This window comes from Rhodospirillaceae bacterium (genome assembly GCA_040219235.1).
Classification (GTDB): Bacteria; Pseudomonadota; Alphaproteobacteria; order Rhodospirillales; family Rhodospirillaceae; genus WLXB01.
This window is the reverse complement of the sequence record JAVJSV010000008.1, coordinates 34303-53152: the sequence shown is the minus strand read 5'-3', so window position 1 is coordinate 53152 and position 18850 is coordinate 34303. Positions and strand designations below refer to the sequence as shown.

19 protein-coding genes are annotated in these 18850 nt (G+C 52.8%); 10 read left to right on the top strand and 9 right to left on the bottom strand.

Going from position 1 to position 18850, the window contains the following annotated elements; translation table 11 throughout:
* Positions 1-14 precede the first annotated feature (14 nt).
* Entirely contained in the window at positions 15-1538 is a 1524-nt protein-coding gene (locus RIC29_03445) for an ABC transporter substrate-binding protein (protein MEQ8733952.1), read from the top strand.
* Between the two features lie 32 nt (positions 1539-1570).
* A complete protein-coding gene (locus RIC29_03440; protein ID MEQ8733951.1) occupies positions 1571-2599 on the top strand; it encodes a nitrilase-related carbon-nitrogen hydrolase in 1029 nt (342 codons plus the stop codon).
* Positions 2600-2689: 90 nt separating this feature from the next.
* On the opposite strand, the gene RIC29_03435 is transcribed toward RIC29_03440, so the two are convergent.
* The gene (locus tag RIC29_03435) at positions 2690-3526 is read right to left on the bottom strand and encodes an isocitrate lyase/phosphoenolpyruvate mutase family protein (GenBank protein MEQ8733950.1); all 837 of its coding nucleotides are present in this window, start codon (positions 3524-3526) and stop codon (positions 2690-2692) included.
* Between the two features lie 278 nt (positions 3527-3804).
* On the opposite strand from RIC29_03435, the gene RIC29_03430 reads away from it, so the two are divergent.
* Complete coding sequence (locus tag RIC29_03430) at positions 3805-4119, top strand: MarR family transcriptional regulator (GenBank protein ID MEQ8733949.1); 315 nt, start codon at positions 3805-3807, stop codon at positions 4117-4119.
* Between the two features lie 172 nt (positions 4120-4291).
* On the opposite strand, the gene RIC29_03425 is transcribed toward RIC29_03430, so the two are convergent.
* The 4 genes from RIC29_03425 to RIC29_03410 all read right to left on the bottom strand — a co-directional run bounded on the left by RIC29_03425 (position 4292) and on the right by RIC29_03410 (position 6364).
* A complete protein-coding gene (locus tag RIC29_03425) occupies positions 4292-4609 on the bottom strand; it encodes a transcriptional regulator (protein MEQ8733948.1) in 318 nt (105 codons plus the stop codon).
* Entirely contained in the window at positions 4587-4937 is a 351-nt protein-coding gene (locus tag RIC29_03420) for a type II toxin-antitoxin system RelE/ParE family toxin (protein ID MEQ8733947.1), read from the bottom strand. The genes RIC29_03425 and RIC29_03420 overlap by 23 nt, the downstream gene beginning before the upstream one ends.
* Positions 4938-5023: 86 nt before the next feature.
* Positions 5024-5737, bottom strand: a complete 714-nt coding sequence (locus tag RIC29_03415; GenBank protein ID MEQ8733946.1) for a CpcT/CpeT family chromophore lyase — start codon at positions 5735-5737, stop codon at positions 5024-5026.
* Between the two features lie 72 nt (positions 5738-5809).
* Positions 5810-6364: a DinB family protein gene (locus RIC29_03410; protein MEQ8733945.1), complete on the bottom strand. Its 555-nt coding sequence runs from the start codon at positions 6362-6364 to the stop codon at positions 5810-5812.
* Positions 6365-6437: 73 nt separating this feature from the next.
* On the opposite strand from RIC29_03410, the gene RIC29_03405 reads away from it, so the two are divergent.
* Positions 6438-7313, top strand: a complete 876-nt coding sequence (locus tag RIC29_03405) for an IS1595 family transposase (GenBank protein ID MEQ8733944.1) — start codon at positions 6438-6440, stop codon at positions 7311-7313.
* Between the two features lie 402 nt (positions 7314-7715).
* Here RIC29_03405 and RIC29_03400 read toward each other — a convergent pair whose 3' ends face one another.
* Positions 7716-8567, bottom strand: a complete 852-nt coding sequence (locus RIC29_03400; GenBank protein ID MEQ8733943.1) for a hypothetical protein — start codon at positions 8565-8567, stop codon at positions 7716-7718.
* A 348-nt stretch (positions 8568-8915) separates the two neighbouring features.
* On the opposite strand from RIC29_03400, the gene RIC29_03395 reads away from it, so the two are divergent.
* Together RIC29_03395 and RIC29_03390 are read left to right on the top strand one after the other, a co-directional pair.
* A complete protein-coding gene (locus tag RIC29_03395; GenBank protein MEQ8733942.1) occupies positions 8916-9332 on the top strand; it encodes an ACT domain-containing protein in 417 nt (138 codons plus the stop codon).
* A 232-nt stretch (positions 9333-9564) separates the two neighbouring features.
* Positions 9565-11919 carry a TonB-dependent receptor gene (locus RIC29_03390; GenBank protein ID MEQ8733941.1) on the top strand — a complete coding sequence of 785 codons (2355 nt, stop codon included), beginning with the start codon at positions 9565-9567 and terminating at the stop codon, positions 11917-11919.
* 59 nt (positions 11920-11978) lie between these two features.
* Here RIC29_03390 and RIC29_03385 read toward each other — a convergent pair whose 3' ends face one another.
* The gene (locus RIC29_03385) at positions 11979-13565 is read right to left on the bottom strand and encodes a sulfotransferase (protein ID MEQ8733940.1); all 1587 of its coding nucleotides are present in this window, start codon (positions 13563-13565) and stop codon (positions 11979-11981) included.
* Positions 13566-13603: 38 nt separating this feature from the next.
* Complete coding sequence (locus tag RIC29_03380; protein ID MEQ8733939.1) at positions 13604-14035, bottom strand: nuclear transport factor 2 family protein; 432 nt, start codon at positions 14033-14035, stop codon at positions 13604-13606.
* 209 nt (positions 14036-14244) lie between these two features.
* Between RIC29_03380 and RIC29_03375 the strand changes: the two genes are divergently transcribed.
* The 3 genes from RIC29_03375 to RIC29_03365 all read left to right on the top strand — a co-directional run bounded on the left by RIC29_03375 (position 14245) and on the right by RIC29_03365 (position 17376).
* Positions 14245-14994 (top strand): arylmalonate decarboxylase, encoded by a 750-nt coding sequence (locus tag RIC29_03375; GenBank protein ID MEQ8733938.1) that lies wholly within the window; start codon positions 14245-14247, stop codon positions 14992-14994.
* 42 nt (positions 14995-15036) lie between these two features.
* Positions 15037-15891: an NmrA family NAD(P)-binding protein gene (locus tag RIC29_03370; GenBank protein ID MEQ8733937.1), complete on the top strand. Its 855-nt coding sequence runs from the start codon at positions 15037-15039 to the stop codon at positions 15889-15891.
* Positions 15892-16176: 285 nt separating this feature from the next.
* A complete protein-coding gene (locus RIC29_03365) occupies positions 16177-17376 on the top strand; it encodes a hypothetical protein (GenBank protein MEQ8733936.1) in 1200 nt (399 codons plus the stop codon).
* A 28-nt stretch (positions 17377-17404) separates the two neighbouring features.
* Here the strand turns inward: RIC29_03365 and RIC29_03360 are convergent, their stop codons facing one another.
* Positions 17405-17899 carry a limonene-1,2-epoxide hydrolase family protein gene (locus RIC29_03360; GenBank protein MEQ8733935.1) on the bottom strand — a complete coding sequence of 165 codons (495 nt, stop codon included), beginning with the start codon at positions 17897-17899 and terminating at the stop codon, positions 17405-17407.
* A 180-nt stretch (positions 17900-18079) separates the two neighbouring features.
* Here RIC29_03360 and RIC29_03355 point away from each other — a divergent pair, with 180 nt between their 5' ends.
* A complete protein-coding gene (locus RIC29_03355) occupies positions 18080-18766 on the top strand; it encodes an isochorismatase family cysteine hydrolase (GenBank protein ID MEQ8733934.1) in 687 nt (228 codons plus the stop codon).
* Positions 18767-18850 lie beyond the last annotated feature (84 nt).

Sequence of the window (18850 nt, the reverse complement as noted above, 5' to 3'; positions counted from 1 at the left end):
GCAGAGCACGCAACATGAAGAAGATGTCCCGCCAAGTGATCCAGGTCGCCACGCACGTCCTGCTCTTGCTCGGACCGGCGTTTGCCCCGGTCACTTCTGTCCTGGCGGAGACCACCCTTCGCTATGGCAGTGGGGCGGCCCTGACTGCCAACTGGACCCATCCCTACAGTTCAACGTCTATTGCCTTTTTGCCCATTTGGTCGGGCCTCTACGATCCGCTGACCTTCGTTTCTGCGGACGGCACGTTGGAGCCCTGGCTGGCCACCGCGTGGCAGCAAACCTCACCAACCACCTGGACCTTCACGCTCAGAGATAATGTGGAGTTCTCCAACGGCGTGCCTTTTAACGCCGACGCCGTCGTCTTCGCGGTGGACTTTCTCACCAGCGCCGAGGGCCGTGCCACACCGGTCGGGCGTGATCTGGAGATCCTGACGGGAGCCCGGACGCTAAGTCCGTCGCGCGTTGAGCTGACAACCCATACCCCGGACCCTCTGCTGCCGCGCCGCCTGTGGCTGTTGCGCATTGTCGAGCCGGTCCAGTGGCGTGCCAAGGGCCCCGATGAATTTGGCCGCGATCCTGTTGGCACCGGCCCCTTTACCTTGGCAGAGGCGGGGGCGGCCACTGGCGTCCTCCGCAAAGCCGCGCGCTCCTGGCGTCAGGTGTCCTTTGACGGGGTTGATATTGTTGCGATTTCTGAGGCGTCGTCGCGCCGCTTTGCCCTGGAGACCGGCCGTGTCGATGTGGCCATGAATGCGCTCAGCCCCGATGAGTTTGCCGCGCTTGAACTGGCCGGCGGATCTATCTCTACGGAAAAAATCCCAGCCGTCGTGTCGATGATTCTCAACACCGTCCGGGATACCCCGTTTCGGGATGAGCGGGTCCGTCAGGCTGTCACCCTGGCGGTAGACCGTGAAACCCTGGTTGCTGTTTTGCTCGGCGGCAAAACCATCGTGCCCGGCCAGCCCGCAACGCGCGGCATGTTTGGCTACGATCCAGACATCCAGCCCTTGCCCTATGACCCGGACAAAGCCAAAGCGCTTTTGACGGAGGCCGGTTACCCAGACGGCTTTGCCTTCGACATGGAAATGCCCGCCGCGACAGTGCTCTATGTTGATGCCTTTCAGAAAGTTGCGTCGGATTTGCGGGCCATCGGTGTCGACATGACCGTGCGTCAGTTGCCGCCGGTGGTTTTTCTCGACCGCATTCAAACCGGGGCCTGGGAGGCCGACGCGTTTGCCTATCCGTTTTTCTCACCGATTACGGATGCTCTGTACCCCATGCGCTACCACTCGTGTTTGTGGCACGCGCCGTGGTATTGCGATCAACAGACCACGTATGAAATTGAATTGGCTCTGGCGGAGTCTGATCTGGAAAAGCGGGAAGCCCTGACCCGTCAGGTCATGCAGCGCGCCCACGAGTCCGCACAGGCGCTTTATATGTATGAGTCCGTGTCTTTCATTGGGCTTGGGCCACGGGTCAAGAATTTCAGATCAGACTATGGCTTCATCCGCTACGAAGAGATGCAGCTGAGCGACTAACGTAAACCGAGCCGATGAAAAAGGAATTGAACATGACACAGCTAGGACGGCGTGAGCTTTTAAAGGCCGGGGCAGCGCTTGGATCGCTGGCGCTTGGGTCGTTAACACTTGGCAGCAAAGCCTACGCGCAAGGCAGTCCTCAGGAAACCGCGAGGCCGTCCTTTCCGGCCGCGGTCATGCGCATCCCCGTCTTGGTGCCGCCGAGCAAAGATGCTCTGGAAGATGTGCGCCGCCGCAATGCCGAGGCCATGGTCGAGTCCATAGAAAACCTCATGCGATCTACACCGGCGAAGCCCCGCGTTATCGTGTTTCCGGTGCTGCAATACACTTCGGCCCGCCGTGCGGTCTCGGGTGTGCCGATGGAAACAGTTGCCGTCGATCTGGTCTCCGCACATCTCGACCAGGGTATTTTTGCGCCAGTCATCGAAGCCTGCCGCCGTCATAACTGTTATGTCGCCACCAGCACGCAGGAGAAAGTGCCGCAGTTGCCCGGCACATATTTTCACACCGGCTTCATCATGGGGCCAGACGGCTTGGTGTTGCGCTCGCCAAAAACCCAGGCGCAAAGCGCGCCCAATGTCAGCTATCTGCGCGATATCGAAGCGGACTATTTGAAAGTCTTTGGGCCAGACTCCGTCATGCCGGTGGTCGAGACCCCGCTCGGCAAACTGGCTTGTTTTGTGGAAGGCGAAGCGGAAGTGCTGGAAGCCTCACGCCTGCTGACCTCCAAGGGGGCAGACCTCATTTTGCATACCAGCCTGGAAGAGGGGGAAATTCCCTGGCAGGCACTGAAACAAGCCATTGGGTTTCAATGTCATGTGTTCCTGCTCACCGGGGCCACCTCCCGCGTCATCATGGCCGATGACCCCGCCGGAGAATGGATGGACGGTGCGTCCACCATTATCGGTCCCGATGGTCGTATTCTCGCATCCATCGGCGGCCAGGACGAAGGCTTTGCCGTGGCGGAGATCAACCTGGCGGACATCGACGCCGCCAAACAGAAATACGCCCGCAACACCGTCCCGGCCTGGGGGCTGTATAAGGATTTATATCGGGATTAGGAGAGGGTGATTGCGAACCAAGACTTTCGCTACCTCACCCTGCGGTCCAGTCGGTACGGACTGTCTTTGGGAGTGCCGTCCAGCACGTCGTCAGTTCATACTGGACATGAGCTTGTTGAGTTCTGCTCCACTGGCAGCGTGACGTAAGTTCTCGAAAGTTCCGTTATTGGCAATTTCCTGTGCTGCCGACATAAAACCACCCCAGGCGGTGCGCGCTAATGCACCACCGACACTAATTCGCCGCACACCAAGGGCGGCGAGGCCGGCGGCTGTAAATCCCGGTTGCCCGACCAGCACGTTCACTGGCTTCGGTGCGACTGCGCGAACGACTGCTGCGACTTGATCGTCTGTCGTTAGACCGGGCGCGTATAGGCAATCAGCACCCGCCTCCGCGAAAGCAGCGAGGCGACGCAGCACATCGTCTAGGTCCGGGCAACCAGCGATGAATCCCTCGGCGCGTCCGGTCAGGAGAACGCCACCACCATCCGCATCAATGGCTTTGCGCGCCGCACGTATGCGGGCCACGCTGTCGTCAAAGCTGCGCAACGTGCGGGCCCACCCCGACTGACTGTCCTTGTCCTCGATTGAAAGTCCAGCGATTCCCATTTGGCAGGCCCGACGCACGTTTGTGATCAATCCCTCTATGTCGTCCGCGTACCCGTCCTCGAAATCCGCATTCACCGGCAGGTCGACCACCTGTGCCATTGTTGCGAGATGAGAAATAATGCGGTCCACATCGGCGTATTCATCTGCTTGCCCCGCACTCCATGCCGAGCCAGAACTCGTTGTTGCGATCGCTTTGAAACCGAGATGTGCGAGATAGCGGGCGCTCCCCACATCCCAGGGATTGGGAATAATGAAGCAACCAGTGCGATGCAAATCTCTGAAGGACTGGCGCTTCGCTTCCGTCGAAATTGATGCTGTCATTTCAAATGCCTTCCGCCTCGGACAAACTGACTTTCAATTTCTTGCGATATTGATGGCGCACACCAACTCAAAGACGCCTCAAAATTCAATAACTTGCGTACTTTTTTACTGCCGACCACAAAAGGACCGGCGCAAGTTTCATTGACATCGCACCATCTATGTATATACATAGTAAGATGGGATTTAAGCAAGAAGATTATCCGTGCCTGTGTATAAGCCTCCGTCGCTCGGAGCGTATCATCACGGAAATTTACAACGAGAGTCTCAAGGAGACGGGTTTGCTCATTACGCAGTTCTCGCTTTTGTATGAAATCCGGAAGCTTGAACGCCCCACTATGAAGCAATTGGCCGCCGCCGTTGGTCTGGATCGCTCGACTTTAGTAAGGAATTTGAAGTTGCTGGAAAAGGCATCTTTTGTGCGCCTCCGAGACGGAGATCAGCGCCACAAAACTGCAGAGCTAACTGCTTCTGGACGAAAAGCCGTCGAACGCGGTATTCCAAAATGGCGCGAAGCTAAAGCAGAAATACAAAGACGGTTAGGGCCGCTCGCGGATAAAATACCTAAGATGCATTATCTTCTTGAAAAGCGCTGAGAAGGGATGTTTCTTGACCTCGATAGCCGGACCTTAACGCCTGGGTCGAGTTGTTTGAGCAACGGGGTTAGGGAAGCAGCACCTTCGCCATTAAGGTTGGGAGGTCATCAGAAGTTGCTACCCTGTGGCTAAGATCTTTCTTCACATCCGTTACGCCCGGATCACTCCCCACCTACTCCGCCGCTTGGACATGCAAAGAAACGCCCTCGCGTTGTTGCAGTTTGGCGAGGAGGTCAAACAGATTGTCGGCGCGCGGGTTGCCCTTGCTGCTGAGCATACGCATCAGGCTTTCCGGTTTCTTGTGGGTCACTCTGGCCAGTTCGTCAAAGCCGAGGGTGGCGTTGACATAATCGCGCAGGATTGTTTTGCCGGCCTCAAGCTCGCCGCCCAAAAAAGCCTCCACCGCTTCTTGCAGCAACCCAACCCGAAACGCCGGGTCGCGTTGTGCGCGGGCTTGAATGGTGTCTTTAAACTCTCGGGTCAACGCCATGGTTTGCTCCTCCTTTCTTGCGTTTTTTGTAACTGGTCCATAGCGACCAGGCACGTTCGACCTCTTTTTGCTGTCGGCTTTTGGAGCCACCGGTCAGCAAGATCACCAGTGTGTCGCCGTCGCGTCCAAAATATACCCGGTAACCTGGGCCAAAATTGATCCGGCATTCCAAAACGCCTTTTGCGACAGACTTTACATTGGATAGATTACCCGTCTCTATGCGCGCCAGAGCCGTGCGGATTTTCAATGCCGCTTGTGTATTTAATCCGTCAAACCACTTTTGGAATGGGCAGGTGCCGTCTTCAGCTTCATAAAGTTCTATCCTCATGACGCAAGATCATAACACATACGTTATTAGAAAAGAAAGCCCTACCATAAAGGTTAGACCCTACCGATTGGGGCCTGAGACCTAACCTATCTCATCACGCGGTCTAAGCGGTCCAACCGATACGGGCTGTCTTTGGGGGTGCCGTCCAGCACGTCGCCGTTTTCATCAAGGCCTTCAAAGGAAATCCATAGGGCCTCCGGCGTCAGTTCGTAGCTCCAGACCCAGTTGAGCATTTTGTTTTTTGTGGTCGACATCACATAGCACGGTTGGCTGCGGCCGGAAAAACCATCCCCGTTTGGCGTCCACACCAGCACACAGTTCGCGCCGCTGACCGCTGTTTCCAGATCATCGTCGGTAAAGCCGCCGAGCTTTTCGCCATCGCGGGCGAAGGGCATGCGGCGCGCCTGGTCTTTAAACCGGCGCGGCGACATCACCACCGCGCTGCCGTTGTCTGTGGTCTCTTCCGTCAGGGTCCAGACCAGAAACTCTCCGCTGTCGAAGTGCCACGGATTACCAGCGTAAGCCGTGGTGCTGACCACAACCGGGTCACCCACGGCGGGGGCGTCGGTGATCACAAAGCTGCGGTTGATCCGGGCGTGCGCCATGTCTTTTGGAACACCGTTGGTCTTGTCCTCCTGCATTTGCCGCACGCTGTCGTATTCCCCAACCAGCATCTGCGCCAATTGGTGAGAGAGGGAAGCGGACGTGTCTGCCTCAGCGGCCAATGTAGCGTTACGCGGGGCAACGGTGAAAAGAAGCGCAAGACAACTGAGCGCGGCGATGGTCCGGATGGTGTTCATGGAAGCCTCTTTCATTATTTTGCCGTTACGTCTGATCAAGACGCGACCTGAGCAGCATACGTGATTTTACACTCACCCGTCTTGCGGCATGGCAATCATATCTGTGAGGCCGGGGTCGATGTTCAATTGTGAGAGCAGGGTGGTCACCTGTCCCCGATGGTGGGTTTGGTGATTGAAAAAATGGGTGACGCACAGCCCCATGTCCAAGGTGGTTTGGCGTTGCCGTAAAATGTTGAAGTAGTTCAGGTCATCGGCCAGCACGGCTTCGGTCAGATCGGTGTCGGCCCATTCACGAATGGCGGCGTCGACCACCTGCCGTTCGTCCGTCAGCGCGGCGAAATCGTCGTGAAGTTGCATGTCCAGGCCGGTGATGGCCATCACCGGTTCAAAGGACAAACCCTCGAGGGCCGGGAAGTCCCAGTCCGCGGTGGCGAAGCGCTGCAGCCAGATCAAATCAGCCAGCAGAATGTGGTTCAGGGTGCCGTGGATAGAGCCAAAAAATGCGCCGCGGTCCGCTTTGCGCTCGCTGTCCGGCACCTTGGCTGCTGCTGTGTATAGCCGCTCATTTATCCACGCGTTGTAGCGCGCCATGGTGCGATAGTGGCTGAGGGCGAGGGATGAACTCATGCTGTATGATAACAAATTAAATGGTGATTATCCCCTTGACGCACGGTAGGTATTTTTGTAATATCTAACCATCATGAAAACACAGACACTCAGAGACTTTTTCAAGCAGTTCCCAAGTGATCAAGCCTGTTTAGATCATCTATTCGAGGCCCGTTATGGTTCTGATTACGTTTGCCCCAAGTGTGAGAAACAAGGAAAGTGGTACCCGCTCACCAATCGGCGGGCTTATTCCTGCCAGTGGTGTGGGCATCATGAATATCCTTGCGTAGATACGCCGTTTCACCGATCGCGCACGTCCCTACAGCTTTGGTTCTATGCGATCTGGATGTTTACCACGTCCCGCCACGGTGTTGCTGCCAAGGAACTAGAGCGCCAGCTAGGTGTTACCTACAAAGCGGCTTGGCGTATGGCTAAGGTTATCCGTGAGCATATGTCCAAGGTGGACGGTGACGAGCCGTTGTCAGGCACAGTCGAGATCGACGAAAGCATGTTTGGTGGCCGTAGAAAGGGCATCGGCGGCGGGTTTAAGGTTGTGGGCAACAAAGCAATCGTCCTAGGCATGGTACAGCGTGACGGTGACGTTCAAACCCAAGTCGTCCCTAACTCCCAAGCCAAGACGCTTTTGCCGATTATTGAGGCCAACGTGGTTAAGGGCTCAACCATCAACACAGACGAAGCACACGCTTACAAGAGTTTGTCTAAGCGTGGCTATAAACACGAAAAGGTTGACCATGGCCGCAAGGAATATGCTCGGGGTGACGTGACTACCAATTCAATGGAGTCATATTGGGCAAGGCTGAAAAACAGCATCCGTGGAACACACGTCCACGTCTCGTCTAAGTATCTTGATCTTTATGCGGACGAGTTTGAGTTTCGTCACAATCGCCGGAAGTGTCCTGAGACGATGTTCCCTGAGTTACTTTCGACTTTTGAACCATTGAAGAAATAGCAGCGTCGAACTCGTCAACGTCCCCGTCACCGTCCTTGTCATGTTCGGCGATGAATTGTTCAAGTTTGCCTTCTTTAAGGGCTTTTTTTAGCGTAATCTTATTGCTCTCCAGCACAGGATACCCCATATGAATCAATAGGTTATAAGATTTCTTACGTTGCTAGAAATCTACTGTTATGCTATCATTTATGTTGTGAAATTCATAGGACTCCCCTGCAAGGCAATGTCAAGTCGAGAAGAATCAAAACGTCAATGGTTGTCTGGGTTAGCGATAACCCTCACGGCACTTGTTTGCCTCTTTGGATTTTGGCGCTTGTCGCCAGGGACGACCTTTGCAATTGCTGTAGTGGCATTGATAGGTCTGATTGCGTTCTTTTGGCTCGAAGGCGGGAAGAAAAACCCTTAGCCGATTTCTGGTGAAATAACTTTAAGAACTTTTCTTCCCTTGCTTTTTACTTTCCACTCACCTCGAACTTTTTGCTCTTTAATTTCTAGTTTTATCTTCATTGTAATTCCGTTCCGCAGGCTTTCATGGACATGAGCATCATCTAAGGCGGCTAAGAAATTTGCGTCGCCCATTATTGCCGTAAATTCTGGTAATCCTTCCATCCGAAAGGTCCATGCACGCGGAGTATTAAGTAAAACAGGACTAACTAGAGTTACTTCGAGGGTAGAGTAAATGACTCTTTCGTCTTCATCTTCTTGCAATGCAAATAAGCCACCGCGCTCAGGGAATTGGTCTGAGGGTACGAGTATCAACGGAGGGTCTTTTCTGGATTCTGAAACACCAATCGCTGTAATCGAGCTATCACGCTCTAGGACTCTGTAAAAACGGCGTGTGTTATCCTGAACCTCTGGAGCCTCACCAATTTTTTCTAAGAGTTCTTGAAGCAACTGGCGATCAGCGTCTTCGAGTTGCAACGTCTCGTTTCCGAAGATCAATTCCGTTGCTGTAGCCGAGGCGACAAAAGCCGCAAGGGCAATCGCTAGGTTTCTGAGCCTTCTATGACGCCCTGAACCAGTCTCTATCCTTTCTAACTGCTCCTCAAGCCAATCGAGAACAGTGTTTAGTCTCAGGCTTCCTGGCTCTGCGTCCAGCAATTCAATGCGGATTTTCGCATTAGGTTCAATTAGACGCGCCGCCAATTTTACAGTTTCTGCCCACTTTAGAGCAGCCTCAGCTACTATTTCTAAATCAGCCTTCTCACCGGGCTTTAAATCGAAATAAAGAGAAATACTGTTTCCGTCAGCCATAACAACTCCCCCACAACCTTAAGGCTATGAGATTGGCCTACTACTCGCCTCACGTCAACACCGTGCGTCAAGGGGATAAACCTGAATTAAATTGTAATTCGCAAGGTGAATCTTAGATTTTGTCATCCAAGAGTAGGGCAAGGTTTCGTGCATGGGCTCGTTCCACGGGGGCGCGCTCACCCGCGTCCATGGGCTCGTTCCCGCAATCATACGTGCATGGGCTCGTTTGCGCGGAACCAGTCGTGCATGGGGTCGTTCCAAGGTCGAGCTCAATAAAGAAAACCACAAACCAAAAAGCCTGCTAAATTTTGTCTTGAGTAAATTAGGCAATCACGGAGACCACGTCGCATGTCGACCGGAGAGAAAAACCTGGAGGTGTTGCTGGCGTCGCTCGACCCGGCGCTCGATCCAGAACTGTATGTGTTTGGCTCTCTTCCCGTGTCCGAGGGCGCGCGTCTGGCCGGTTTAAATCCACTCGCCTCGTTCCAGGAAGATGAGGGGCTTTCCGTCATTCTGAGCCAGGCCGATGCTGTCAAAGCTGGCCTGCCAGATGCGCCGGTTTTTCAGCGCATTACGGTGCGTGTGCAGTCCAGTTTGGAAGCGGTTGGGCTGACCGCCGCTGTTGCGGCTTGTCTCGCGGGGCAGGGACTCCCAGCCAATATCGTTGCTGCGACCTTCCATGATCATGTTTTCGTCCCAGCCGCGCGCGCCGAAGAAGCTCTTGAGGCGCTGAGAACATTATCGGCCTCGCAGGCTGAAACCTGATGTCGTAAAGCTCCGAACCAAAGAGTTTTTATAGGGTTTTAGCCGCTCAATCTCAGCGATTGCTGGGTCACTTCTCGCGTCAGAAGTGTTGCGAGAATGTCCCAGGCGGCAAGAGAATCCGGATTTACCGGATTCACGTTTGTATCGTTTGCATTGCAGCAATAACATTTCCGTCATAAATCCAAAAACATGCCGTTCATCGCAATAATCAATAATTCAAGAGGAAAACAACATGCGGCGACCTTACAAGCTTCTCTCGACAGCCCTTCTGACTACCACCGCCATGACTGGCGTGACCATGGTGCCGAACACAGCGGTTCAGGCCCAGCAGTCGGCGATGGCTTTGGAAGAGATCGTCGTGACGGCCACCCGCCGCGCCGAAAGCGTGCAGGATATTCCCATCAACATCACAGCCGTTGCCGCGGGTGATATCGAGAAACTGCGCCTCAACAATGTTGCTGAACTGGCGCGTTGGGTCCCTGGTTTGAACCTGACCGATCAAGGCCCACGCGGCGGCAACCAACTGTCGGTGCGCGGTCTGAATACAGACTCCTTGAACGCCTCAGAATTTCTCGACAACGGCAACGGCGACACAGTCGCCACCTACATCGGTGAGATTCCGCTGTACCTCGATCTCAAGCTCTACGATATGGAGCGTGTGGAAGTCCTGATTGGCCCACAAGGCACCCTGTATGGGGCCGGCACCCTGGGCGGTGCGGTGCGGTATATTCCCAACAAGGCAGACCCCTCTGAATTATCCGGTTCTGTGCATGTCAGCAGCTATGATCTGGGTGAGTCGAGCAGTCTTGGCTTCGAGGGTGATATCGTTCTCAACGTACCCCTGATCGAAGACAAAGTGGCCGCGCGCTTGGTTGTGGGGTACCTGGATGATCCAGGTTTCATTGACTATGACTTCCTGGTGCAAAACCCGGGTGTGTCACTTCCCCAGCCTGACTTCACCGACCCCGCTGCGGTCGCAGCCAACCTCACCAGTGTCGAAGATGCCAACGACGAGCAGACGCTCTCAGCGCGTTTGAACCTGCTGTTCAACGTCACGGAGAACTTCGAAGCCAGCTTGAGCTACTACTATCAGGATCAAAAGGCCGGTGGTCGCCAGATTACCCACCGTCGCGCCCTGGGCACGGATGAATATGTTTCCGCGCACCGCTACCTGGAACCCAGTGATCGTAAGAACCAGTTGATCAGCGCAGAGCTGAATTGGGATTTGGGGTGGGCCACGTTGACCTCGGCCACCGGTTACTCCGAATACGATGAACTCGGCCAGCGCGATCAAAGTGATCTGCTGATTGCCTTTGAATATGGCTATGAGTCGTTCCCAGCGTTTGCTGCCTTTACCCGCGAGCAAGCTGACGAAAAGCGCTTCAACCAAGAACTGCGCTTGGTGTCGTCCAATGACGGCCCGTTCAGCTGGATCGTCGGCGCGTTCTACAACGACTTTGAAGGCGATGCGACCAGTGAAGAATTTACACCGGGTATTGCCGAATTCTTCGGGATCGACCGTCCTGATAACCTCGAGTACATCCAGCGCACCCTTCAGAATCTGGAGGAAAAAGCAGTTTTCGGTGAAGTCGGGTACGAGATCACCGATGCCTTCCAAATCACCGTCGGTGGCCGCTATTACGATTACAGTGTGGATGATTCTGTTGGTTTTGACTTACCGCTTCTCAGCGGCGACCCAACGGCCATCAATATTAATTTGGCCCAGAACGTCGTCAGTGATGACGGGTTCCTCTATAAGGTTAACGCGTCCTACCAAATCAACGATGATGTGCTGGTTTACGGCACCGTCAGCGAAGGCTACCGTATTGGCGGCGTCAATGCGGTTCCCGCGTGTCCAACCCCCATTCCTCCAGGACAGAATGTGTGCGCGCTGCCGGATGAAGAGCTGATCAAGCCTGATCAAACTCTGAACAAAGAAATCGGCATCAAGAGTGCTTTTGATGACGGTCGCATCGTTCTCAACGCGTCTCTCTACCACATCGACTGGGATGATATTCAAGTTCAGAGCATCACACAAAATGGCGGCGTACCCATCACTGTGAACGGCGGTAAAGCCGTGAGTAAGGGCTTCGAAGTTTCAGGGCGTGCGGTTCTTAACGATAACTTCGCTGTTACTGGCACCTGGGCCTATGTCGACGCAAAATTGACGGAAGATGCGCCTGGCTTGGTTGATAGTAATGATGCTTTTGATGGCGACCGTCTGGCTGGTACACCGAAGCATTCCGCCAGTGCCTCTCTGGATTATTATCGCACGCTCGGCAATGACTACGAGCTGAACTTCAATTACGGCATGACCTACATCAGCAGCGTTTATACGAAGACCGGTCTGAGAAATAACGGCCAAGTGTTGGCTGGCTTCGCAGTTCACAACACGTCTTTAACGTTGTCCAAAGATCAATGGGAACTCTCGTTGTTTGCAGACAACCTGTTCGATGAGTTTGCAGTGACCTCGGTTCGTCAGGATCTGTCGCTGGTGCGGGACGTTAATGGAGTGGCTCTGCGGCGTTACTTCGAGAACGTGATCCGGCCACGGGTTGTAGGCGTTGAAGCGCGCTATCGCTTCTAATTTCACGCACTACAAAACACAGAAGGGCGCTTCCGTTGGGGGCGCCCTTTTTGTTTGGATCAGCTATATTCTAAGCCGTTGTTGGCAAAGATCTCTGCCGCTTCGCTGAGGTGCTTTTCGAACCGCTTCCATTTGCCTACAGACCCGGCATATATGGGGCTTCTGACCTGCACCGAGCTTGGCGTAGCGACGGCAGCGTCGTTTTCATGGAAAGTTAAACACGCATCCGCCCACTTCAAGTCCAGGTGCGCAATGACGCGCCGTACTTCGAGCTCAAAACCTGACACCAGATTTTCATAGTGAATGTGATGGATTTTGCCTGGGAGCACGGCATCCCAATGATCCATCAGTTTAGTGAACATGACGATGTAGTTCGCGGCGTCTTTCACGTCGTACGAATAGTTGTAATAGGAAAACTCTGTGGCGAAGAGGTGCTTAAAATTGCTCCACAAGGTGTCCATCGGGTTACGGCGTAAGGCTATGATTTTTGCTTTTGGCAAGGCTTTGGCGATATAGCCGATGTTCAGGAAGTTCAACGGCAGCTTATCCGTGAAGAACGGCAGGTCGCCCCGGTGGGCCGCGCTGTCGAACAGGTATCTCTGGCCCAGCGTTTTGAAATCAATAGCTTTGGCGCGCTCTATCGTCTCTGGGTCTAACACGACAGTCGATCTGGTGCCGCTCATCATTTTCAGCAGCACCGGAAAGGTTTGCAACTCACCGGCTGTGTCCACTTCGGGGTGAGAGGTTATAATCCGGTCCACGAGCGTCGTGCCGCTGCGCGGCATACCAACGATGAAGATGGCTTCATCCGTTGGGCCAAACTCTGGCGCAGCCCCTGTGTTCTCTGCCACGTCGTCTGACGTGAAGGCGTCTATCAATCCGTTGAAGATAGCTCTGTCCCGTGCAATGTCGTAGCCTAGGGCTTGCTTATGGGCTGTGTTGGCTGCTTTCAAATGCTCGAAAGCCTCATCATCGCGTCCGACATCTTCACACTCTTTGGCCAGCGCATAACGCAGGTAAAGCGCAGATTTTGGATCACGCGTCGCCGTTAGTATCTGCTCCAGACGTTCAATGTGGTTGCTATCTGCTGTTTGAGTGCGGAGTGACGATAACGCCGTGTGCGCTTTCACAAAGCTAGGGGCCACTTTGATAATATGCTCGTAGTCTTGTTCAGCCGTATCAAAGTCCCCTGTGAACTGGCGGGACGATGCGAGATTAAATCTAAACTGCGGGTGATCTGGCTGTTGGGCGACCGCTGTCTCAAAAATGGGAATTGCAGCCTCATGCTTGCCCACCCGGCTGAAGACGCATCCAATCGTGTCCAGGGTCAAAGCATCTTGAGGGTTGAGCGCCATAGCCTGGCTGGCTGCTTTTAGGGCAGGTTCCATGCGCTTCACGCGGCTGAGAATACGGGCGTAATGGGCCAAGTATTCTGCTGTTTTTCCCAGCTCCAGCGCCGTTTGCACGGCCACAAGCGCATCTGCGACATTGTTTTGGGCATCTTGCACCATGCCCATGAGGAAGAAGCCATCTGGATCAGCCGGTTTTAGCTCTGTTAGCCGCTGACAATAACCCAGTGCCTGGTCCAATTTGCCTTGGTTCAGGCTGGACATGGCTAAGTCACGGGTGCGAGTAAAATCATCCATTGGGGCAGCGCTTTCTGAAGCGATGAGTTAGGCGTGGCTTAGGTCGTCTCGGTGATCGGCGGGATGCCTGATGGAACTGTGCCTTCATGGTGGTGTACGATCAACCACTTGTTCTCAATACGCCGAAATACATCAGTGATGCGCACGCGGCCTTCAGCGGCATTTGGCGGCTGATACGCATAGTGCAGGTAATACATGGCGATGGCCGTATTCTCCCAGACACTTACCTCTGGCGCTTCAAGGCTCAAGCTGAGGGGGCCACGGGCTTGCATTTGCTTTTGATCTTCAGCGTGAAAGGCATCACGTTCTTTTCTGCCGCGAATGAGGTGAGGCGTGAAAACGTCCCAAACGGTTGCATCAGGGTGCATATGCCCTTCAATGCCGTCAGGGTCGTGATCTTCAAAAGCGGTAAAGATGCTACGAATAATACCAGATATTTTCTCAGCTTCGGTTTCGCTGTCGTTTGCCACGCCTAGGCTCTCCCTTAAGGTCTAATCTCATCTACATTACTCATCTATCAGCTTGAAGCGTTCTCTCGTCATTTGGTCATCGCATGAATGACCCTTGCCTTTCTCTCTTGCCCATAAGCGGCTCATATGTCTCTTTGGAACAACAAATATATGAGAGATGATCTGGATATATCACCTCTGTCTTCTTATTTAACATAATGAGGTTTCACATGACTGATGTTCAAGGTTGGAGAAAAAAGTTCGGCGTTCTTGGTCCATCCACCAATACGATCGTCCAGCCAGATTTTGATGGTATGCGCCCCGCCGGGGTTACCAACCACTACAGCCGGATTTTCACGCCGAACTCCCAGGCCATCAGCAATGAGACATTTCTTGCCGGGACCACAAAGATTTCAGAAGGCGTAATCGACGCCGTAAAAAGTGTAATGACCTGTTCGCCCGACTATCTGGTTATGGGGATGTCGGCGATCACCTTTTATGATGGCATAGAGGGGGCCAATGCTTTTGAAAAAAAGGTCATAGAGCAATCCGGCGTTAAAATCAGTATCGGGTCTCACGCAACGTCTGCGGCGCTCAACGCCTATGGAAACATAAAAAAGATATCGTTTGTGTCGCCTTACTACCCGGTCGCGAATGCCGAAGTGAAACGTTACTTCGAAGAGTGCGGCTTTGAGGTGGTGCGTGATATTTGCCTGCAATGTCCAAGCTGGACGGCGATTGCTGAAGTGCCAGAAGATCATCTCCGCGGTCTTATCCGTGATGAATTAGACGGCGATGACGTGGATGCCATTGTGCAAGTGGGAACCAACCTCAGCATGGTGCGTTTGGCAGCTGAAGCAGAGACCTGGCTGGGCAAGCCGGTCATTGCGATTAATACGGCGACGTATTGGCATGCGCTGCGCGCCAATGGCATTAAAGACCAAATGGATGGCTTCGGACGTTTGTTGTCGGACTTCTAAAGCGAAATAATGACTAAGTATTAGGCAGGACGGAGCAAAAGCATGAAGGTTCTGGTCACAGGGGCGCATGGGCGAACGGGCAAGCCCGTTGTTAAAGCGCTCAGTGCGAAAGGGGCGTCTGTAATCGCTTTCGTGCGGGACTCGGCGCAAGAAGCTGAAATGACGGCGCTCGGCGCGAGCGGCATTGCGGTCGGAGATATGGATGATCCAACAACAATTGCACCTGCTGTTGCAGGGTGTGACGCTATTGTTCATATCGGCCCACCCATGCACCCAGACGAAAAAACCATGACGTCGCACTTTATTCAGGCTGCGAAGGACGCCGGACTTTCTAAATTTGTCTATTACTCGGTCATGCACCCCTTACGCCGGGAAGTTCGCCACCACAGTTTAAAGCTGGATACGGAAGAACTGCTGATCGAATCCGGCATGCCTTATTCCATCGTGCAACCCATGCGCTATATGCAGCACTTAGAGCCTATTTGGAAAAGGGTGATGGAAGAGGGCATACATGCAATGCCTTTTAATACAGAAGTCAAATTCAGCGTTGTGGATCTTCTTGACCTTGCCGAGGCAACCGCCAACGTCACGCTGGATGATGGCTGGCTGTATGGAACCTATGAACTGGCCGGACCTGAGGCGCTCAGCCAGACAGATATGGCAAGGGTAATTCAAGACGTAACGGGCAAGTCGGTCAAAGCCGAACAGGTGCCAACGTCAACGATGCAAGAGAAGGCCCGCGCCGCTGGGGCTTCTGAAGATCGTGTAAAGCAAATGACGATCATGAATGAGCATTACGATGCTTATGGGTTTTTGGGGAATTCGAGAATCCTAAAACTGATTCTTGGGCGAGCCCCCACTTCATTTGCCGACTATGTGGCCAGACTTACAAAATAAGTCGGGGCGTGTAACGTTTCCGGTTCTCGCGCCGGCAAAAATTACGCAATTATTACAGTATGTTGCTCAGTGCTTTGCCCTGCTGTTTTTTGTCAAAACGTTTGTGCATCGCTACAAAGGCGCGAATAGTTCTGATGTTGCTTCTCATTTCATGGCACAATGCCCCTGTTAAGTCGGTGCTTTAGAAACGATGCCAATGCGCTAATAATTAACAAACATGTTCTTTGCGGTACGCAAGAGCAGAACGTGAAATCACTGCCTGCGAGTAGTAAATAAATTACTGTTATGAAGAAAATCGCTCCTTTAGAAAGTCTCTTTCATAAACTTGGCGACCTCAGGACTACACCGCGCAAAGGTGTGGTGATGGTTGTTATGCGGGCGGCTGGTTGCATCACCGGCGATGGTGAAGTTGATGGCCTGACTCAAAATTTAGATCTTGTTCTTAAGCGCTTAACAGAAAACGCCCGTGGCGAAGTTTATCGTTTGCACACACTCGACTATGCGTTTTTGCTGAATGAAACGGAGGCCGGCGCGCGCGAATTTATTCCAAATCTTCGGGTTGCGCTTTTTAAGATTATGTCGCGCCTTGGGGCGGGGCAGGGGAAAGCAGACGGTGACGGCCTTATCCTTGAGCACTACAAGCTTGAAACCAGTTTTGCCGATGCCGCAAAGCTTGTCATTGGTTATATCAAAGCCGCAAGAGAGTTAAAAAATGCCTCAAACGGTCAAGGCCAGCGTTTGCTGACTCAACAAGATCTGAAAGCTGTCATAGATGCCTATCGCGAACTTGGTTCAGCCAAATTTCTGCAGACTTACGCGCGTGGGCAAAAAATTTGTGTTACGCCAGAAAAAGGGCCAATCAAATCGAAGATGACCGAGTATTTCATCAGTATCGATTTATTGAGCAAGCCGTTCTTTGAGGGAGTTAACTTAAAGGCCAGTGGTGATCGATTTGTCGAACTGACGAAAATCCTTGATAGCATTATGCTGAATTCATTTGAGACGCTGTCAAAGGCCGTCAAAGGGCAGCCGATCTCGATAAATCTCAATATCCCTAGTATTTTCAGTAAGGCGTTCGATAATTTTATTGCCAGAACGCCGCCAGAAATTATGCGCACCGTGGTGGTTGAGTTCACCCAAGAAGACGTTGTTTTAAACTATGACGGCTATGCCATCGCGCGGGACCATCTAAGATCCAAGGGGGCTCAAATTGCCATAGACCAAATTTCGCCATCGGCTATTGGCCTCGTGAACATCGATTTTTTGGAAGCGCAGATGGCCAAATTGCACTGGCAAGAAGACGCAGAAGATGAGCTATACGATAAGCAAGAATTTATAGATAAACTTCGCAGGCTTGGTATCCGTCCAGTCCTCAGTCGCGTTGACCAAGAACGTGCACGGGATGTTGGTGCCGATTTAGGGATCGAAATGTATCAGGGTTTTCTGATCGATAGCATGATCAAGCAAGCGAAAGCTGTCGCCTAGCAGGTGACGAAGTTCTGATCACCAATCCCTAAAGTTCACCGGATAGATTGTAGTCTTTCCAGTAGACGATTTTTCCGCCACGCACCAAAAAGACACCGACCACATGAAAGTGATTGTCAGGAGCGTTGGACCCTTCTGCGCGAATAAAATGATCAATTCGTTCATTTATAACGATGTCACCCATGACACTAGAGCGAAGCATCTCCCAGTCGATTTCGGCCATGCCCGCCATAAACGGTTTGAGTTGGGCGCTGAACTCGGCCACCCCATTGATAGGGGGGCGACCTTCAAACATGTGGTATTCGATGTCGTCTGACAAATAGGATGCCAGCTGATCTGCATCCCGAGTGGCCCAAGCGGCACAGAAATCATTTACGATATTCTCTTTTTCAACCTCTAAGGCAGGAACGGCTTCTGGGCCAGCAGCTTTGGTTTGGGTGCTAAAAGCTAGCGCAAGGCCAGCGCCTATACCTGTAAAGGCAGTGCGGCGATCCAAACGTAGGTTTTCCGTGTCATTGATCATCTTGTTTTCCCCAGTTCTGCATGGCTGTAGTAGCTCTCTTTCTATCCCTAAACTCAACACCACAGCATGACCTGACCGGCAAATGGTTTAGATGAAAACACCTTGTCTTCGTCTCATTTAGATTTGATGCTATAAGATGAATTAAATACACCTACGTACTATCTGTGAATGAGCATCAGGATGCCAGCTGATTACATCAATGCGTTTAACGCGCCGGTTAAGCTAGACCCCAAAACAACCGCACTATTGGTCGTTGATATGCAGTATGCGACGGGAAGTCGCACGCATGGACTTGGTAAAATGCTGCAAGAGCAGGGCCGTCTTGATGAGGCCGACTACCGTTTTAACCGTATTGACGAACTTGTCATTCCCAATAGCCAAAAGTTGTTAAACGCCTTTCGCGGCGCAGGTGCCCGGGTTGTTTACGTGACGTATGGCGCGGAGTTATCGGATTGCTCAGACGTGCCAAATCATATTCGGGCGTTGGTGAAAGCCACAAATAATATTGAAGGTCAAAAAGAACACGAGATCGTTGAGGCTTTAGCGCCACAAGACAATGAAACCGTCTTAAACAAGGTGACCATGGGGGCCTTTGGATCGACAGGAATTGAAAGCCGGTTGCGGGCCATGGGTGTGGCAGAAATCGTTGCGGTCGGGGTGTCGACCAATAACTGCGTGGGGATGACGGCCATGGAAGCCTCAGATCGTGGTTTTGGCGTGGTGCTGGTCTCAGATGCCACCGGCACCTGCGATGATGATGCTCAGGCGGCATTTGAAGCCATGTTCTTACGCCTCTGGGGCCGGGTGATGACAACATCAGACGTCATCGCAGAACTTGGCGGTAAGGTTTCTCAAGCAGCGGAATAACTATTCTGACCGTTACTGGCGGCCAGAAGTCAACTTGAAGAGACGATGCGTTGATCTGATATAAGATTAAAGACAAAGTTTTGG

Bases quoted from the DNA above. Each gene is read 5' to 3' on its own strand.
- RIC29_03445 (MEQ8733952.1), top strand. From the start codon at position 15: ATGAAGAAGATGTCCCGCCAAGTGATCCAGGTCGCCACGCACGTCCTG.
- RIC29_03440 (MEQ8733951.1), top strand. From the start codon at position 1,571: ATGACACAGCTAGGACGGCGTGAGCTTTTAAAGGCCGGGGCAGCGCTT.
- RIC29_03435 (MEQ8733950.1), bottom strand. From the start codon at position 3,526: ATGACAGCATCAATTTCGACGGAAGCGAAGCGCCAGTCCTTCAGAGAT.
- RIC29_03425 (MEQ8733948.1), bottom strand. From the start codon at position 4,609: ATGGCGTTGACCCGAGAGTTTAAAGACACCATTCAAGCCCGCGCACAA.
- RIC29_03420 (MEQ8733947.1), bottom strand. From the start codon at position 4,937: ATGAGGATAGAACTTTATGAAGCTGAAGACGGCACCTGCCCATTCCAA.
- RIC29_03415 (MEQ8733946.1), bottom strand. From the start codon at position 5,737: ATGAACACCATCCGGACCATCGCCGCGCTCAGTTGTCTTGCGCTTCTT.
- RIC29_03410 (MEQ8733945.1), bottom strand. From the start codon at position 6,364: ATGAGTTCATCCCTCGCCCTCAGCCACTATCGCACCATGGCGCGCTAC.
- RIC29_03405 (MEQ8733944.1), top strand. From the start codon at position 6,438: ATGAAAACACAGACACTCAGAGACTTTTTCAAGCAGTTCCCAAGTGAT.
- RIC29_03400 (MEQ8733943.1), bottom strand. From the start codon at position 8,567: ATGGCTGACGGAAACAGTATTTCTCTTTATTTCGATTTAAAGCCCGGT.
- RIC29_03395 (MEQ8733942.1), top strand. From the start codon at position 8,916: ATGTCGACCGGAGAGAAAAACCTGGAGGTGTTGCTGGCGTCGCTCGAC.
- RIC29_03390 (MEQ8733941.1), top strand. From the start codon at position 9,565: ATGCGGCGACCTTACAAGCTTCTCTCGACAGCCCTTCTGACTACCACC.
- RIC29_03385 (MEQ8733940.1), bottom strand. From the start codon at position 13,565: ATGGATGATTTTACTCGCACCCGTGACTTAGCCATGTCCAGCCTGAAC.
- RIC29_03375 (MEQ8733938.1), top strand. From the start codon at position 14,245: ATGACTGATGTTCAAGGTTGGAGAAAAAAGTTCGGCGTTCTTGGTCCA.
- RIC29_03370 (MEQ8733937.1), top strand. From the start codon at position 15,037: ATGAAGGTTCTGGTCACAGGGGCGCATGGGCGAACGGGCAAGCCCGTT.
- RIC29_03365 (MEQ8733936.1), top strand. From the start codon at position 16,177: ATGAAGAAAATCGCTCCTTTAGAAAGTCTCTTTCATAAACTTGGCGAC.
- RIC29_03360 (MEQ8733935.1), bottom strand. From the start codon at position 17,899: ATGATCAATGACACGGAAAACCTACGTTTGGATCGCCGCACTGCCTTT.
- RIC29_03355 (MEQ8733934.1), top strand. From the start codon at position 18,080: ATGCCAGCTGATTACATCAATGCGTTTAACGCGCCGGTTAAGCTAGAC.